Genomic DNA, 17499 nt, shown 5'->3' with positions numbered 1-17499 from the left:
AATTAATTTAAATAAATTAAAATATAAAAAAATGAAAAAATTAATACTGTCTTCGCTCTTATTAGTCGTTGTTTTAATAAGTTGTAACCAAAAAAACAAACAGGAACAAAAAGTAAATACCACAGAAGAAACCGAAGTAAAAGCAGAAGAAACAGAAGCCGCAGATGAAATAACAGAAGTGAGTGATGCTGTAAAAGCGTCTGTTGCTACAGAAGCTATTATCAATGGCTATTTGAAAATCAAAAATGCTTTGGCTAATGATAAATCAAAAGAGGCTACAACGGCGGCAACTGATTTTGTTAATGCTGTTCTGGCAACTAATTCCGAAAAAATTGACTCAAAATTGATTGATAAATACAAAACGATTACCGAAAGTGCTAAAAAGCAGGCAGATTTGATTGTCTCCAATGATGGTAAAATTGCAGCACAAAGAACACACTTTGCCGTTTTAAGCAAAGATATTACGAATTTGATTGCTGCTTTTGGAACTGACAAGAAATTATATCAGGATTATTGCCCCATGTACAATGAAGGGAAAAATGGCTATTGGATAAGCGAAATAAAAGAAATCAGAAACCCGTATTATGGTTCTGAAATGCTAAGCTGTGGCGGAATGATTAAAGAAATTCAATAATCATTTTTGATTTATTAACCCGAAATTTGATTTCATTAAAATCCTGGCTTATTTTGAGTTAGGATTTTTTTGTTTAGTTCCAATAATAATTTTCCAAATGAAAGTTTACATTAAAAATATGGTTTGCAACCGCTGCGAAATGGCAGTGAAAACAGTCTTCGAAAAAATGGAAATCCCCATACTTTCGATGCAATTGGGTGAAGTGGAGATTTCGAAAGAACTGAATGAAAGACAAAAACACCTATTGTCTGAAAACCTAAAAGCACTGGGTTTTGAATTATTGGATGACAAAATAAGTAAGACTATTGAAAGGATAAAAAATCTGATTGTAACCTTAGTTCATTATCAAAATGAAAAACTAAAAATAAACTTGTCCACTTACATTGCTGATGATTTAAATCAGGATTACAGTGCGTTGAGTAATTTGTTTTCGGAAACCGAAGGAATTACAATCGAGCATTATTTTATTGCACAAAAAATAGAAAAAGTAAAAGAATTATTAATTTATAACGAATTGAGTCTGAGTGAAATTGCTTTTCAGTTGAATTACAGTAGCGTACCTCATTTGAGTAATCAGTTTAAAAAAACAACAGGGATAACACCTACACAATTTAAACAACTAAAAAATAAAAAAAGAAGGCAAATTGACGATTTATAAATCATGCAAATCGTTTCCATAATTGTGTAATAGTGTACGTGTTTTAATTTCGAAATTTGAACTAATATTAATTATCATTTGAATTCATTAATTTCAAGTATCATTGTCCTTAGCTTTCGCAGTCGAGCGTCAAATGTTTGAAGAATGCGTAAAAAGAAAAGCTGTTTGAGTCCCGATGTTTCGGGACGAGTTCTTTTCTTTTAGCATTCGAAAACTAATTTGACCGATGAGAAAGCGTAAGACTTGATTTTTTTGTTTCTTTTTTGATCAAGCAAAAAAGAAAATAATTAAATCTGATTCCTTTTTATGAAATGATATTAGTAATAAAATTGATTCTGTTTTATAAAAAAAAAGGAAATGTTATTCAAATGGTATAAAAATCGAAGAAATGAAATATACCTACACCATTAACGGAATGCATTGCAACTCATGCCGGACAAAAGTTGAAAATGCACTCAACAGTATCGAAGGAGTAGAAGCGGAAGTCACTTTAGACCCGCCAAAAGCGGAGATTTCGATGCAAAAACCCATCCAGATTACTCAGTTTCAGGAAGCTGTTGCAGCGGCAGGAAACTATACTATAAAAGTATTTAATCCTAATGATTTAAAATTAAAAGTAACTGAAAAACCAGCTCCGGCACCGCCACCCAATGCTGTTGGGAAATATTATTGCCCTATGTTTTGCGAAGGTGACAAAGTCTATGATGAACCCGGAAGTTGTCCGGTTTGTGGGATGGATTTAGTAACCGTGGAAGCATCTGAAGAGGAAAAAAACAAAAGCTATACTGATTTATGGCAAAAAATGAAGATAGCATTACTGTTTACTATTCCTATTTTCATTATTGCAATGTCAGACATGATTCCTAATAATCCTTTGATGAACATCATGGATATGGAAACCTGGAATTGGGTGCAATTTGTGCTCTCGCTTCCGGTGGTTTTTTATGCAGCCTGGATGTTTTTTAAACGCGCCTGGACCTCTTTGATTACCTGGAATTTAAATATGTTTACCCTTATCGGAATAGGTTCAGGAATGGCTTTTTTATTTAGTGTTTTCGGATTGCTATTTCCGGAATTTTTTCCGGCTGAATTTAAAACCGGGCACGGAAGCGTGCATTTGTATTTTGAAGCAACAACTGTTATTTTAACCTTAGTTTTATTAGGACAATTATTAGAAGTAAAAGCGCATAGTAAAACCAGTGGTGCTCTGAAAGAACTGATGAAGTTAGCACCTGTTGAAGCAGTTTTGGTACAGGATGGAAAAGATAAAGTGATTTCGATACACGATATCAAAAAAGGCGATGTATTACGTGTAAAACCGGGAGATAAAATTCCTGTTGATGGAAAAATAATTGAAGGAGAAAGTACCATTGATGAGTCGATGATTTCGGGCGAACCCATTCCGGTAGATAAAAAAATGGATGATGCAGTTATTGCCGGAACTATTAACGGAACCCAGTCTTTTTTAATGGTGGCCGAAAAAGTAGGTTCGGAAACCCTGCTTTCGCAAATTGTACAAATGGTTAATGATGCCAGTCGTTCCCGAGCACCAATCCAAAAATTAGCCGATAAAATTGCAAAATATTTTGTCCCAACAGTAGTTGTTGTGTCGGTAATTACTTTTGTTATTTGGGCAAAATTTGGTCCTGAAGAAAATGCCTTAATGTATGGCTTTATCAATGCTGTAGCTGTTTTAATAATTGCCTGTCCCTGTGCTTTGGGCTTAGCTACACCCATGTCAGTAATGGTGGGAGTGGGTAAAGGTGCCCAATCAGGAATATTAATAAAAAACGCTGAAGCCTTAGAAAATATGGATAAGGTACATGTTTTGGTTACGGATAAAACAGGAACAATTACTGAGGGAAAACCTTCTGTAGAAAAAGTGTTTGCCGTTCAAAATAATGAAGAGGAACTCTTGAAGCTAATTGCTTCATTAAATCAGTATAGTGAACATCCATTGGCGCAAGCCGTAGTCCATTTTGCGGAAGCGAAAAATATAAAATTATCAGAAACGAAAGATTTTGAATCCATAACCGGAAAAGGAGTTGTGGGAACGGTAGCCGGCAAAAAAGTGGCTTTGGGTAATAAAAAACTACTGGAAGAAGTAAACGCTTCGGTTACAGAAGCATTGGAAAACCAGGTAATCGCGGAGCAAAAACTGGGAAAAACAGTTTCTTATGTTGCTGTTGACGGAATTGCTATGGGATTTGTAACCATTACCGATGCCATAAAAGAAAGCAGTGCCCATGCGATAAAAACATTGATGGATCAGGGAATTGAAGTGATTATGCTTACCGGAGACAATAAAAACACCGCTCAGGCAGTGGCTGATGAGTTGCATCTGAGTTCTTTTGTGGCAGATTGTTTACCGCAGGACAAACTCAAAGTGATTCAGAAATGGCAGTCCGAAGGCAAGGTTGTGGCTATGGCCGGAGACGGAATCAACGATGCTCCGGCTTTGGCGCAAGCCGATATCGGGATTGCAATGGGAACCGGAACCGATGTAGCGATTGAAAGTGCAAAGTTGACGCTGGTTAAAGGCGATTTGCAAGGTATTGTAAAGGTCAAACAACTGAGTCATGCGGTAATGAAAAACATTCGTCAGAATTTATTCTTCGCTTTTTTTTATAATGTGCTGGGAATTCCTATTGCTGCCGGGGTTTTATATCCGTTTTTCGGGATTTTGCTTTCGCCAATGATTGCTGCTTTGGCAATGAGTTTTAGTTCTGTTTCAGTGATTGCGAATGCGTTGCGATTGCGTAATTTAAAATTATAGAAATCATGAATAAGATATTATACCTGTTTTGTTTTTTTGTGATGGGTCAGTTTGTAAATGCTCAGGAAAAAAAAGCAGCTCAAGATTACTACTATACTTGTGTAATGCATCCTGAAATTCACGAAACAAAACCCGGAGATTGCCCTAAATGCGGAATGACATTGGTAAAAGTAAAAGCTAAAAAAGAAGCTGTTAAAAAGGATATTCCGATAAAGTCAGTTTCTAAAAGTCCTGTAAAAGTTAAAAAAGAAGTTGAGGTGTCTAAGGATGAGCCAACAAAAACAGCAGATTTACCAAAAGAAAATACCATTGCAGAAAAAAAAGTAGTACCAAAAACCATTTCTAAAACTGTTCGCTATGATTTGTTTGTACAGGACACAATGGTAACATTTGGCGGTAAATCTAAACACGCTATAGCAGTAAACGGACAAATTCCGATGCCAACATTAACTTTTACCGAAGGAGATACCGCTGAGATTTATGTGCATAACAAATTAAAAACCAGTACTTCCTTGCATTGGCACGGCATCTTTTTGCCTAATAAAGAGGATGGTGTTCCTTATTTAACTCAAATGCCTATTGCCCCCGGAACCACTCATAAATATACTTTTCCAATAATTCAAAATGGGACACACTGGTACCATAGCCATTCAGGGATGCAGGAACAAATAGGGATGTATGGTTTGTTGATTTTAAAGAAGAAACCGGAAGACGAAACCTTTAGAAAAGGAATTGATGATATTCCGCAAGTTCCCATTATTTTGAGCGAATGGACCAACTACAAGCCGGATAATGTTCACAGAATGTTACACAATGCTACGGATTGGTTTGCCATTAAAAAAGGAACGACTCAAAGCTATGCAGAAGCCATAAAAGAAGGACATTTTAAAACCAAATTAACCAACGAATGGAAACGGATGCTGGCTATGGATGTGAGCGATGTTTATTATGATAAATTCTTAATTAACGGACAGAATGAAAGTCAGTTGTCTCAATTTAAAGCGGGAGATAAAGTGCGTTTGCGAATTTCTAATGCCGGAGCATCGTCTTATTTTTGGTTGACCTATGCCGGTGGAAAAATGACTGTAGTGGCTAATGACGGAAACGATGTAGAACCCGTTGTGGTGGATCGGTTGATTATTGGGGTTTCTGAAACCTATGATGTAATTGTAACCATTCCGGAGAAAAATACTTCCTATGCTTTTTTAGCCACCCCGGAAGACAGAACACAATCGACTTCTGTTTACATTGGAGAAGGTGTTAAGAAAGCCGCACATCCTTTGCCTAAATTAAAATATTTTGAAGGTATGAAAATGATGAACGAGATGATGAATAGGAATGGAACCATGAATGATATGGGTATGAAAATGAGTCTGCAAAAAATGGATATGAATTCTGTAATGTACCCCGAGATTTCAGGAAGTTCAAAAGAGGATCATTCGAAAATGAATAAGGATGATGAAATGGATCATTCCGCTCACGCAATGGATTCTAAAAAATCGGATATTGTTACTTTGAATTATTCGATGTTGAAATCGACTGTAAAAACTACACTTCCTGAGGATGCTCCTGTACGTGAATTGCGTTTTGAATTGACCGGAAACATGAACCGGTATGTGTGGAGTATGGATAATAAAGTGCTTTCAGAAACGGATAAAATTTTAATTAAAAAAGGAGAAATTGTTCGGATTACGTTATACAATAATTCGATGATGCGTCACCCAATGCATTTACACGGTCATGATTTTAGAGTTTTGAACGGTCAGGGAGATTATGCACCTTTAAAAAACGTTTTGGACATAATGCCCATGGAAACGGATGTAATAGAATTTGCAGCCAATACTGATGGAGACTGGTTTTTTCATTGTCATATTTTGTATCACATGATGGTGGGAATGAATCGGGTTTTTAGTTATGAAAATTCAGCAGCAAATCCACTTTTACCCAACAAAGAAGCAGCGTATAAGAAATTACAAGCCGAAAGTAATAGCTTGCATTTTATGGCAGAAAATGATTTTGCTACCAACGGAAATGATGGAATGGCGATGTTACAAAATGCAAGATGGAGTTTTGGAACCGAATGGCGATTAGGATATAAAGACCATCATGGTTACGAATCCGAAACGCATATTGGAAGGTATATCGGGAGAAATCAATGGTTGATGCCTTTCATTGGTTTTGATGCGCGATACCGAAAATTAGAACATGGAGAAATGGAAGAGAATTTATTTGGACAAAGAAGTACCAAAGACAAACGACTGCAGTTTAGTTTAGGTGTGAACTATACGTTGCCACTTTTGGTTATTGCGCAAGCAGAAGTCTATCATGATGGAAATGTGCGTTTGCAATTAATGCGTGAAGATATTCCGCTTTCAAAACGTTTGCGAATGGCTTTTATGGTTAATACCGATAAAGAATATATGGCAGGATTAAAATACATAGTAGGCAAAAATATGGGTATTACAACCCATTATGATAGCGATATGGGCGTAGGTTTTGGAATGAATTTTAATTATTAAAATAGTCTTTGGTAGTATTTTGTATTTTTGATGAAAAAGAATTACGATGTTACAACTTTCTGAAATTTGGATTTATCCTGTAAAATCATTGGCTGGTATTCGTTTGCAAGAATCCAAAGTCACCCAAAGAGGATTGGAGTTTGACAGGCGCTGGATGTTAGTAGATGAAAAAGGAGTTTTTATAAGCCAAAGAGAACATCCCGAATTGGCTTTCTTTCATCCTAAAATAGAGGAAGGTTTTATGCAAATTTCTCATGTAGATGTTGCTAAAGGGAGCATACGTTTTTCGCTTTCGCAAAAGAATCATAATCTTCCTTTTGATGTTATGGTTTGGGAAGATAAGGTGACAGCTGTTGAGGTAGATGCCGAAATTTCGGCTTGGTTTTCTGGAATTCTTGGTGTTAGTATTCGATTGGTATTTATGCCCGAAGACAGTCAACGGAAAGTAGATCCTAATTATGCGGTTTCACCAAATGATATCACTTCGTTTTCAGATGGATTTCCGTATTTAATTATTGGCCAGTCATCTTTAGATGATTTGAATTCCAGATTAGCAAATCCAATTTCCATGAAGCGTTTTCGTCCTAATTTTGTGTTCTCAGGAGGCAAAGCCTATGAAGAAGAAACTTGGAAGGAATTTAATATTGGAGGGTTATTGTTTTATGGCGTAAAAAATTGTGGGCGTTGCATTATCACGACCATTGATCCAGAAAAAGGGAAATTCTCTGGTAAAGATCCTTTGTACACTTTGGCTAAATATAAAATGCGAGGAAATAAAGTGATTTTTGGGCAAAATGTAATAACTCAACAAGAAGGCTGTTTAAAAATAGGCACTGTTGTTAATGTACTAAAAAAGAACCCAATCTAACAATTGTTGTTAGGTTGAGTTCTTTTTATTTATCTAACGTTCAATCTCAGCTAGTACGGTTTTTATTTCGTTTAGGCTAATTGGTTTTATGAGATAATTTCCGCCTAAATTATATTTTTCCGCATTTTCTTTGTCTTCTTCACTATTGGAACTAGTGAGGATATAGATGGTAATTTTAGTTTTAATAGGTATTTTAGTAAATTCATCTAGAAATTGCCAGCCGTCCCAAATAGGCATATTGAGGTCTAATAATATAATTTCAGGAAGCATTTCGCTAGAAAGAAAAATTGCTTTTAGCTTATCATAGGCTTCTTTCCCATTTTTATAAACCATAATGTTTTCTACCATACCTGACATTTCAATCATTTTTTTTGTAATGAACAGGTGTGTAAGGTCATCTTCTATGATGCATAAGAGATCAAATTTTTTCATGTTCTAAATATATTTTAAATGTTGTGCCAATATTTACTTCGCTTTCTACTTCAATTTTGCCATTCATGGATTCAATTTGATTTTTGGTAATGAATAATCCAATACCTCTAGAGTCATTATGATTGTGAAAGGTTTTGTACATCCCAAAAAGTTTGTCTCCATGTTTTTTTAAATCAATGCCCAAACCATTATCAATAAATTTTAAAATGACATATTTTTTGGTTTCCTCGGTTTGAATTTTTAAAAAACTCTCTCTCTCTTTTGAGCTGTATTTAATAGCATTAGTGATAAAATTCATGACAATACTATCTAAGTAAGCCGGAATTGCTTTGACTGAGGTGTTTGGGTTTACTTCATTAGTAATGTTTACTTCTTGTCTTTTAGCCTGTGTTATTAAGCTATTAATGTTGTTATCTATAATTTTTTTTAAATAAATTGGTTCCAGTTTTTCTTTAGTAGATAAGTTAATTTGAACTACTTCGGTTAAATGTTTAATAGTCTCAGCAAGATTAGCAGATGATTTTTTTAAGTAATCAAAAAAATCAGTTTGGCTAAAATCAGGAAATTCAGATTCTATTAACTCAATTAGCGTACTAATACCTCCAGAGTGGGAACGCAAATTATGCGAAACGATGTAAGCAAAGTTCTTTAATCTTTCGTTCTGTGATTCGGCAATTTGAAGTAGAGCAAGCGTTTCTTGTTCTACTTGTTTCATTTGGGTAATATCAGTGGCTATACCAAGAAAACCAGTTATAGTGTCTTTTTTCTTAATGGCGGTTACGGAAAGCAAAACAGGAAATGTGCTACCATCTTTTCTTTTGTAAGTCCATTCTTTGGTTTCTGCCTTTCCTTTTTTAGCATTATGAACAAAAACATCAAAACCTTCAATTTTTTCGGCTGTTTCTTCAAAGTGTTTTTGGGCTACTTTTTCAACTTCTTCTCGAATATGAATAAGCTGAGGGGTTTCTTTTTGGATTAATTCTTCGGCATCATAACCCAATAGTTGTTCGGCCCCTTCGTTAAAAGTGGTAATGATTCCCTTAGTGTCTGTTCCAATAATAGCTACTTGTGTACTTGCATTCATCAAGGCTTGATTATAAGCAATAGTGTTCGCTAATTGCATTTCAAACGTTTTTTGAGCAGTAATGTCAACAATTTGAGAAATAAAGTAAAGAGTTTTTCCGTTTTCGTCCCTTACCATTGATACACCTAGAATTACATAAATAATCTCTCCGTTTTTATGGAAATAGCGTTTTTCCATAATGTAACCGTCTCGTTTTCCTTCAATCAATTCTTCAAGGAGGCTTAGATCGGTTTCTAAGTCAGTTGGATAGGTGATGTCTTGAAAAGTGAGCTTTAATAATTCGTCTTCAGTATAACCTAGTATTTTGCAAAGTTTTTTATTTACTTTGAGCCATTGTCCTTTTTCGTTTAATAAAGCCATACCAATGGCTGCTTGTTCAAAGTTGCCTCTAAAAGCTTCTTCGTTAATGCGTAGCATTTCTTCGGTTTCTTTTCTTTTCGTAATGTCTTCGTGTGTTCCATACATCATCAGCGGTTTTCCGTCATCAGTCCAGCTAAACACTTTGCCCCTGTCGTGAACCCAAACCCAGCTTCCATTTCTATGCTTCATTCTGGCATTAAATTCATAGAATTCCGTTTTTCCTTCAAAGCATAAATTTAATCTTCGTCCCGATTCTTCTAAATCCTCAGGATGTGCCAATTTTATCCATGTGTCAATTGAGATAGGTGCTAATTCTTCCAGTGTGTAACCTACAATTTCAGCCCATCTTTCATTGAATACGGTTTCGCCAGTTTGAACATTCCATTCCCATGTCCCTACATTAGTTCCTTCTAAAACTGCTTTGTATCGGAAACGATCATCTACAATTTCTTGAATAGGACGACCTTCAGGAACAACAAATTTTACTTTATTGTATTCGTCAAAAACAGGTCGCATACTAAAAAGAATTGTCATTGGGATATGATTTGCAATCCAAATGCTTACTTCATATGATATTTCTTCTCCTTGTAGCGCTTTCTTGAAATTTTCTTTTAATTCGTTTTGAGTTTCTTTAGAAATCTGCCACCAATAACAATTCCAAAATGGCTTTCCAATCACATCCTTTGATTGTATTCCGGCCGTTTTAATAGCGGTGTCATTAGCTTCAATTAAAACGCCATTATGATCTAAAAGTCCAATAAATGAAAAAGTAGAGTTAAAGATACCTTGGTATTTTTGTTCCGATTCTTTTTTCTTGGTGATATCTTGGAAAGTTCCAAAAACTTTTATTGTTTTTCCGTTTTCTACTAATGCTTTACCTGAAGAGCGAACCCATTTAAGATTATTATTTGCAGTAATAAAACGACATTGAACGTCAAAGTCTTCTTGGATGTTAATCGTTTTCTCTAATGCATTTATGATAATTTGTCTGTCTTCAGGATGATAAAACTCAATTGCTGTTGTTTTGTCAAATGTGAAATCATTTGGTACTTCATGAATGTGGTAAACTTCATCGGTCCAAAAAATATCTCCGCTAATTACATCCAGTTCCCAAGCGCCAATATTATTTATTCTCTGGCTCTCATTGAATAAAATAGAGGTTTTTTCTAATTCCTTATTTTGCTCTTTTAATTCAAATGTTTTTTTACGAAGTTCTAACAGTTTGATTACTTGTTTGGATAGAAGCTTTAAAGAGTCAATTTGTTTTTTAGAAAGTTTTTTAGGATGATTGTCAATAACACAAATGGTACCTAAGGGAAAACCATTTTCGGTAACTAATGGCATTCCTGCGTAAAATATCACTTTTGGATAATCAGTAACCAATGGGTTATCATGAAAACGTTCGTCTTGAGTAGCGTCTTCAATGATGAAAATATCTTCGGGTGTATTAATCGCATGAGCACAAAAAGCCAATTCTTTTGGTGTTTCGCGTTCTTTTAAACCGTGATGCGATAAAAACCACTGTTTTTCATTGGTTACTAAACTGATTAATGAAATTTGAGTATCACAAATTTGGGCGGCCATTTGAGTCAAGAAGTCGTAATCTTCAGTTTCTAACTCGCCTATTATTTTATAAGTATCTAATTCTGTTAATCTATCTAGTTCGTTCTTAGGGATGAAAGGCTTTTTCATTTTGTAACAGTTGAGTATAATAGGGGGTTATTATAAAATAAGGGCTGATACAGCATTTTATCTCATAAAAATAGTATTTAAGATTTAGCATCCAAAATTAATTTTGAATTAATTTTTTAAATAAAAAATCAGCTCGTTTTTTTATATACAAACGAGCTGATTGGAATTCTAGTATTTTTTTATTTTTTTGGTAACAAATAAATGTAAAATAAGTACGTAGATAAATCTGATGTTACTTTGTCTGAGTTTTTATCCAATTTGTTATTTCGGTTAAAGCAACAGGAGCAAATGTTTGTTCAATTGTTGCATATTCTTGTGGGGAACCCGTTACGCATTCCTGGAATAAATGATTTAAGTTGGGAAGTTCTATTGCAGTAACCTTTTTATTTCGGCCTTTTGATAAAGCTGATTTTATGGCTGCTAAATTTTCTTTGGGAGGAACTTGTAAATCTTTTTCGCCGTTAAGTGCTAATACGGGACATTTTACTTTTTCTAATGTTGGTGCAGGATTGTATTTGATAAAATATTGCATCCATGGCGTTGCAATTTGTTGTATTTGCAATTTTATAAATTCGTCATCAGTCATTCCTGCCGGTTTTTCAGTATCGGGATTTTGTTTGAAGTAGTTGGTTAAATCATTTTGCAGTTGCTCGGTGCTCGTAGATTTATTGGTAATGTCAAATATTTTTATGTTGCTGGATTTGATTTTTTCTAATGCTTCATCGCTTGCTCCGGATGCTTTCCCTATTAATTGTTGTTGTAATAAAAGCAATTGATCTCCCTGAATTCCTGTTCCTGCCAGTAAAACAATAAAGGCTATACCTTTGGATTGATTGGCAACCATCGGTGCGATTATTCCGCCTTCACTGTGTCCGATTAAGCCAATTTTACTTTTGTTGATTTCTTTTCTTGATTTTAAAAATTCAATTCCGGCTTCAACGTCAGTGGCAAAATCTGCTGTTGTAGCGGTTTTAAAATTGCCTTTTGAAGCTGCAACTCCTCTGTCATCATAACGTAAAACGGCAATTCCGTTTTTTGTTAAGTAATCAGAAAGTACAAGAAATGGTTTGTGTCCCATTAATTCCTCGTCTCTGTTTTGAGGTCCGCTGCCACTAATCAAAATTACCGCCGGAAAAACACCGTCTTGTTTAGGCAGTGTAAGTGTTCCCGCTAAAGTGATTCCTGCTTTTTTATTTTCGAAAATAATATCTTCAGAATAATAAGAATACGGTTTTTTAGGCTCTTGTGGTCGAATAAGAACTTCTTTTTCCGCTTTTTCTTTTGATAAATTCAGAGGAAAACTTTGACCGCCTTGTTTAAAATTTCCAACAATGACATTGTCTTTTCCTAAGGTTCCCTCATATTCAATTTGGGCTTGACTGATTCCGATTTTTAAAACCGAATTTTCAAAACTACTACTGCTTACCGGAATTCCTTTGGCTCCCTGATCCGGACTGTCCATTGTCGCACTGATGCCGTTTGCTGTTTTTTCGATATTAAATACCAATCTTAATTGTGCTCCCGGAACTTTTAAAACGCCATTCCATTGTCCTGTAATTTCCTGTCCAAAAAAGGATAGAGAAATTAATGATGCTAATATTGTAAATGCTAATTTTTTCATTGGTTATTGTAGTTTTTTTTTATTTCATTTTGAACTGCAATCAGTTCTTGAGTTATTGCTTTGTATTTGTTCGTGTTTTTTGAAATTATTCTTTCTTTTTCGGGAATCCAGTATATTGGGAAATTTTTTTCTTTTCTTTTATAATCTTCCAGCATATATCTTCCGGTTGCTTTCCACATGGTTTTGAGACTGCTAATGTGGTTTGCTGCAAGTAATGGGTATTCATTTGGATATCGAGAATGTAGTTGTTCTCTGGTTTTTCGATTTTCACTAAAATACATTTCTTTATCGATAATCTTATTTTTAAGTAGATTATTTAATTCTTGAAGTTCTGGAGCATGTGTTTTTTCAAAAGCACTTATTCTGGATGCTGCTTCTTTCCAGTTATTGTAGTATGGTTTTAGCTCTGCTCCGCTATCCCAATATGGTTTTACTATCCCATTGTCTATTTTTGTTAGTGCCATGTGATCTACATCTCCTCTTTCTATTTTTTCTAAGTAATCGTTAACTAAAACATAGTTCGCTTTTAATTCTAATTCGATTTTTTTAGAATTTAATTCAGAAATAGAATATCCAGAGTAGTCGGTAATACTATTTTGTTGCGCATAACAATTTATAAAAATTGTAGTGATAATGAAGGTGAATATTTTTTTCAAGTCTAACATTATTCGAAATTTGGTTTGTAATTCAAATATAAAAAATATTCTTACAATTAAAAAAGGTTGTTCTTTTTTAAACTATAATATGGTTTTGTGAATGGTTTGCGTGAAGGATGGCAGTGGAAATCCTTTTATGGAGCGCAGCGGAATAAAAGATTGTAACGAACAGCCTGACCCGGAGTTGCGAGGAGGAACGACGAAGCAATCTCGGAGGGACACGCCCAAATAAATAGTTGGAAATAAGACAGACTTTAGCATCTTGAACTCCTTGAAATTCAATCCCGAAGGTTCGGGAAAAAAAGCTTGGTTGGCTTGTGAAAATTTTATAATTTTGCCACCCAATTTTATTATGTAAATTAAAGAAGAAGATGGATATTAAAAGAGTAGCAATTGATGCTGTAACTGAAACCATTGTAATGACTGTGGTACACATGGATTACAAAGGACAAGTAGCCAAAAGAATCAACGAAAAAATGCCTTTAGCGCAAGTAAAAGGATTTAGAAAAGGGGCTGTGCCTAAAGACTTAGTTGAAAAACAATACGGTAGAGAGATTAAAAAAGAAGAAGTTAAGAAAGTTGTTGACTTGGCTTTAGAGCGTTATATTCAATCTGAAAGATTAAATCTTCTTGGAACTCCACTTCCTAAAGTAAACGAAGAATTAGATTGGTCAGCTGAAGAATTGACTTTTGAATTCGAAATTGGTTTAGTACCAAGCTTCGAATTAGACTTAGATGCTAAAAACGATATCGTAAAATATGTAGTTACTGCTGATGATAAATTAATCGACGGACAAGTAGCTCGTATCCAAAAACAATTTGGTACTGCAATTCCTCAGGATGCTGTTGAAGCAAATTCTGACATTAAAGGGGTTTTTACTAATGAAGCAGAAGGAATTGGTAACACAACTACCATTACTTTAGATATTTTTAAAGACAAAGCTACTGCTGATAAATTCATTGGTAAAAAAGTTGGAGATGTAGTTACTGTAAACACAAGCGGTTTATTTGAAGACGATCACCAATTGATGGATTACTTAAAAGTAGGTCATGATAATGTTCACGGTTTAGCAATTGATGTAGATTTTACTATCGAAGCTATTACTGTTTCAGAACCGGCTGAATTGAATCAGGAATTGTTTGACAAATTGTTCGGTGAAGGAAATGTAGCTTCATTAGAAGATTTGAAAGCAAAAATCAAAGAAGATGCTGAATCTCAATTTGCTCAACAAGCAGACCAAAAATTATTAGGTGATGTTACTGAGTTCTTAATCGAAAATACAAAATTCGAATTACCTTCTGAATTCCTTAAAAAATGGTTGCAAACTGTAGGTGAGAAAAAATTATCTCCTGAAGAAGCTGAAGTAGAATATGCACGTTCTGAAAAAGGATTGCGTTTCCAGTTAATCGAAGGAAAAGCTTTGGCTCAAAACGATATCAAAATTACTTTTGAAGACTTAAAAACTTTTACAGCTAAAAATATCAGAGTTCAAATGGCTCAATTTGGTCAAACAAACCCAACTGACGAAGAAGTTCAGGGAATTGTTGCCAGAGTTTTATCTAACCAGGACGAAGTAAAAAGACTTTCTGATCAGGTAGTTGCTGAAAAATTATTGGAATTGTTTAAAGAAAAAGCAAACCCAACAACTAAAGAAGTGACTTACGATGAATTTATTGCTGCGTCTTACGGAGAATAAATTGATGTTGGAAGTAAGGAGTCAGAAGTTAGAAGTGAATGATTTTGCAAAGAATATCCTGATAACTTTATGATTTTTTTACAAAGACTAAATAATAAAAAATAAGTATATTTGAGCGTCAGAAGTTTTTTTTGACGCTCTTTTGTTATAAATTGTTTCAGGAGCAAATTCCAGCTATACGCTGCAAGTTTTTTCATTTGTTTCTGTTTTTTAAAATTCTTGCAAGAGCTTCCTCCGGTCGCTTTACAAGAATAAAAAAACTAAAAAACAAATTTCAAAAAGCTTTTCGCTACTATCTGGGCTAAAAAACAAGACATAATGGCATTATTTGCAAAGAGGTATAACCTTTGTACAAATAAAAGAGAACAAGATATAACGTAAAACTTAGAACCAATACATATGAACTACGGTAAAGAATTTAAAAAATTTGCTACAAAGCACCAAGGAGTTAATGCAATGTATTACGATAAAATCGTAGCCGCAATGAATCCTACTAATATGACTCCCTATATTATTGAAGAACGTCAATTGAATATTTCGCAATTAGACGTTTTCTCAAGATTAATGATGGATCGTATTATTTTTCTGGGAACAGGAATTGATGACCAAATTGCAAACATCGTTCAGGCACAATTACTTTTCTTAGAAAGTGCTGATGCTTCTAAGGATATTCAGATTTACCTGAACTCTCCGGGAGGAAGCGTTTATGCAGGATTAGGAATTTATGATACGATGCAATACATCAAACCGGATGTTGCAACAATTTGTACAGGAATGGCAGCTTCTATGGGAGCAGTTTTGTTATGTGCAGGTGCGGCAGGAAAACGTTCGGCTTTGCCACATTCAAGAGTAATGATTCACCAGCCATCAGGAGGAGCTCAGGGAGTTGCAACGGATATGGAAATCAACTTACGCGAAATGTTGAAATTAAAAGATGAATTGTATCATATTATTTCGCAACATTCCGGACAAACTTTTGATAAAGTGCACAAAGACAGTGAGCGTGATTACTGGATGAAAGCAGCAGAAGCTAAGGAATACGGAATGATTGATGAAGTTTTAATAAGAGGATAATCAAAAGTTGGAGGTTAGAAGTTAGAAGTTAGAAGTTGAAAAACAGATAACTTCTAACTTCTAACTCCTGACTTCTAAGTTAAAAAGATGGCAAAAGAAGTATTAGAATGTTCGTTTTGTGGAAGGAAAAAGCCAGAAACCAATTTGTTGATTGCTGGTATTAATGCGCACATTTGCGACAGATGTATCGAACAGGCTCACGGAATTGTTCTGGAAGAATTGAAATCAAACGGAAGTTCAAAATTAATTGGTGATTTGATTTTGCAAAAGCCAAAAGAAATCAGAGCTTTTCTGGATCAATATGTAATAGGGCAGGACCAGACTAAAAAAGTAATGTCAGTAGCGGTTTACAATCACTACAAGCGTTTGATGCAACAACAATTAGACGATGAGGTAGAGATTGAAAAAAGTAACATCATCATGGTGGGACAAACCGGAACAGGAAAAACATTAGTAGCAAAAACCATTGCTAAAATGTTAGACGTTCCTTTGGCTATCGTGGATGCTACAGTTTTAACCGAGGCTGGTTATGTAGGAGAAGATGTCGAAACTATTCTGACACGTCTTTTGCAAGCGGCTGATTATGATGTGGCTAAAGCCGAACGTGGTATTGTATTTATTGACGAAATAGATAAAATTGCCCGTAAAAGCGATAATCCATCCATTACCCGCGATGTTTCAGGTGAAGGTGTGCAACAGGCTTTGTTGAAATTATTAGAAGGAACTGTTGTTAATGTACCACCAAAAGGAGGACGTAAACACCCGGATCAGAAATTCGTAGAAGTCAACACTCAAAACATCCTGTTTATTGCAGGAGGTGCTTTTGATGGAGTAGAACGTATTATTTCCAAGCGTTTGAATCGTCAGGCTGTGGGTTATTCAACTTCTAAAAATGAAGATAATATTGACAAAGAAAACTTATTACAATACATTATCCCAAAAGACATCAAAGATTTTGGATTGATTCCGGAGATTATTGGGCGTTTACCGGTGTTAACGCACATGGATCCATTAGACAGGGAAACCCTGCGTTCTATTTTAACGCAGCCTAAAAATGCTTTAATCAAGCAATACCAAAAGTTATTCTTAATGGATGAGGTAGAATTTTCGATTACTAATGAAGCTTTGGATTTTATTGTTGATAAAGCATTAGAATATAAATTAGGTGCCCGTGGATTGCGTTCGCTTTGTGAAGCTATCTTAACGGATGCGATGTATGAATTACCAAGTTCTGATGATAAAATATTAGAAATTGATGTGGATTATGCGAAGGAAACTTTAAATAAAAATTTATTGAAACGATTGGAGATTGCTTCTTAAGTAAATTTCAAGCTCAATAAAAGAAAGAAAAGCTCAAAAATGAATGTTTTTGAGCTTTATTTGTTAATGGTCGTGAGTGAAAAATATAATTTAGAAATGCTGCTGTTT

General features: G+C 34.8%; 12 protein-coding genes. 8 read left to right on the top strand and 4 right to left on the bottom strand.

Annotated features, from left to right (window positions below):
* Positions 1-31 precede the first annotated feature (31 nt).
* The 5 genes from BUB89_RS02380 to BUB89_RS02360 all read left to right on the top strand — a co-directional run bounded on the left by BUB89_RS02380 (position 32) and on the right by BUB89_RS02360 (position 7455).
* The gene (locus BUB89_RS02380; RefSeq protein ID WP_073241480.1) at positions 32-634 is read left to right on the top strand and encodes a DUF3347 domain-containing protein; all 603 of its coding nucleotides are present in this window, start codon (positions 32-34) and stop codon (positions 632-634) included.
* Between the two features lie 97 nt (positions 635-731).
* The gene (locus BUB89_RS02375; RefSeq protein WP_073241478.1) at positions 732-1292 is read left to right on the top strand and encodes a helix-turn-helix domain-containing protein; all 561 of its coding nucleotides are present in this window, start codon (positions 732-734) and stop codon (positions 1290-1292) included.
* Between the two features lie 388 nt (positions 1293-1680).
* On the top strand, positions 1681-4068 hold the full coding sequence (locus BUB89_RS02370) for a heavy metal translocating P-type ATPase (protein ID WP_073241476.1): 2388 nt from the start codon (positions 1681-1683) through the stop codon (positions 4066-4068).
* Positions 4069-4073: 5 nt separating this feature from the next.
* The gene (locus tag BUB89_RS02365) at positions 4074-6587 is read left to right on the top strand and encodes a multicopper oxidase domain-containing protein (protein WP_317048470.1); all 2514 of its coding nucleotides are present in this window, start codon (positions 4074-4076) and stop codon (positions 6585-6587) included.
* 46 nt (positions 6588-6633) lie between these two features.
* Entirely contained in the window at positions 6634-7455 is an 822-nt protein-coding gene (locus tag BUB89_RS02360) for an MOSC domain-containing protein (RefSeq protein ID WP_073241474.1), read from the top strand.
* A gap of 33 nt (positions 7456-7488) precedes the next feature.
* Here the strand turns inward: BUB89_RS02360 and BUB89_RS02355 are convergent, their stop codons facing one another.
* From BUB89_RS02355 to BUB89_RS02340, 4 genes are all read right to left on the bottom strand, one after another.
* The gene (locus BUB89_RS02355) at positions 7489-7887 is read right to left on the bottom strand and encodes a response regulator (protein ID WP_073241472.1); all 399 of its coding nucleotides are present in this window, start codon (positions 7885-7887) and stop codon (positions 7489-7491) included.
* The gene (locus tag BUB89_RS02350) at positions 7874-11023 is read right to left on the bottom strand and encodes a PAS domain S-box protein (protein ID WP_073241470.1); all 3150 of its coding nucleotides are present in this window, start codon (positions 11021-11023) and stop codon (positions 7874-7876) included. The genes BUB89_RS02355 and BUB89_RS02350 overlap by 14 nt, the downstream gene beginning before the upstream one ends.
* A gap of 232 nt (positions 11024-11255) precedes the next feature.
* Positions 11256-12644 (bottom strand): alpha/beta hydrolase family protein, encoded by a 1389-nt coding sequence (locus BUB89_RS02345; RefSeq protein WP_073241468.1) that lies wholly within the window; start codon positions 12642-12644, stop codon positions 11256-11258.
* Positions 12641-13309, bottom strand: a complete 669-nt coding sequence (locus BUB89_RS02340; protein ID WP_073241466.1) for a hypothetical protein — start codon at positions 13307-13309, stop codon at positions 12641-12643. The genes BUB89_RS02345 and BUB89_RS02340 overlap by 4 nt, the downstream gene beginning before the upstream one ends.
* A gap of 362 nt (positions 13310-13671) precedes the next feature.
* Here BUB89_RS02340 and BUB89_RS02335 point away from each other — a divergent pair, with 362 nt between their 5' ends.
* The 3 genes from BUB89_RS02335 (at position 13672) to clpX (ending at position 17391) form a co-directional block, all read left to right on the top strand.
* Positions 13672-14997, top strand: a complete 1326-nt coding sequence (locus BUB89_RS02335) for a trigger factor (RefSeq protein ID WP_073241464.1) — start codon at positions 13672-13674, stop codon at positions 14995-14997.
* Positions 14998-15396: 399 nt separating this feature from the next.
* Complete coding sequence (gene clpP, locus BUB89_RS02330; RefSeq protein WP_073241462.1) at positions 15397-16071, top strand: ATP-dependent Clp endopeptidase proteolytic subunit ClpP; 675 nt, start codon at positions 15397-15399, stop codon at positions 16069-16071.
* Positions 16072-16158: 87 nt separating this feature from the next.
* Complete coding sequence (gene clpX, locus BUB89_RS02325) at positions 16159-17391, top strand: ATP-dependent Clp protease ATP-binding subunit ClpX (RefSeq protein WP_073241460.1); 1233 nt, start codon at positions 16159-16161, stop codon at positions 17389-17391.
* Positions 17392-17499 lie beyond the last annotated feature (108 nt).

It is taken from the genome of Flavobacterium flevense, from assembly GCF_900142775.1.
Taxonomy (GTDB): domain Bacteria; phylum Bacteroidota; class Bacteroidia; order Flavobacteriales; family Flavobacteriaceae; genus Flavobacterium; species Flavobacterium flevense.
This window is presented reverse-complemented; position numbering and strand designations above follow the sequence as displayed.

What these genes read in the sequence shown, in the direction of transcription:
- BUB89_RS02380 (WP_073241480.1), top strand. Translation starts at nt 32, where the DNA reads ATGAAAAAATTAATACTGTCTTCGCTCTTATTAGTCGTTGTTTTAATA.
- BUB89_RS02375 (WP_073241478.1), top strand. Translation starts at nt 732, where the DNA reads ATGAAAGTTTACATTAAAAATATGGTTTGCAACCGCTGCGAAATGGCA.
- BUB89_RS02370 (WP_073241476.1), top strand. Translation starts at nt 1,681, where the DNA reads ATGAAATATACCTACACCATTAACGGAATGCATTGCAACTCATGCCGG.
- BUB89_RS02365 (WP_317048470.1), top strand. Translation starts at nt 4,074, where the DNA reads ATGAATAAGATATTATACCTGTTTTGTTTTTTTGTGATGGGTCAGTTT.
- BUB89_RS02360 (WP_073241474.1), top strand. Translation starts at nt 6,634, where the DNA reads ATGTTACAACTTTCTGAAATTTGGATTTATCCTGTAAAATCATTGGCT.
- BUB89_RS02355 (WP_073241472.1), bottom strand. Translation starts at nt 7,887, where the DNA reads ATGAAAAAATTTGATCTCTTATGCATCATAGAAGATGACCTTACACAC.
- BUB89_RS02350 (WP_073241470.1), bottom strand. Translation starts at nt 11,023, where the DNA reads ATGAAAAAGCCTTTCATCCCTAAGAACGAACTAGATAGATTAACAGAA.
- BUB89_RS02345 (WP_073241468.1), bottom strand. Translation starts at nt 12,644, where the DNA reads ATGAAAAAATTAGCATTTACAATATTAGCATCATTAATTTCTCTATCC.
- BUB89_RS02340 (WP_073241466.1), bottom strand. Translation starts at nt 13,309, where the DNA reads ATGTTAGACTTGAAAAAAATATTCACCTTCATTATCACTACAATTTTT.
- BUB89_RS02335 (WP_073241464.1), top strand. Translation starts at nt 13,672, where the DNA reads ATGGATATTAAAAGAGTAGCAATTGATGCTGTAACTGAAACCATTGTA.
- clpP (WP_073241462.1), top strand. Translation starts at nt 15,397, where the DNA reads ATGAACTACGGTAAAGAATTTAAAAAATTTGCTACAAAGCACCAAGGA.
- clpX (WP_073241460.1), top strand. Translation starts at nt 16,159, where the DNA reads ATGGCAAAAGAAGTATTAGAATGTTCGTTTTGTGGAAGGAAAAAGCCA.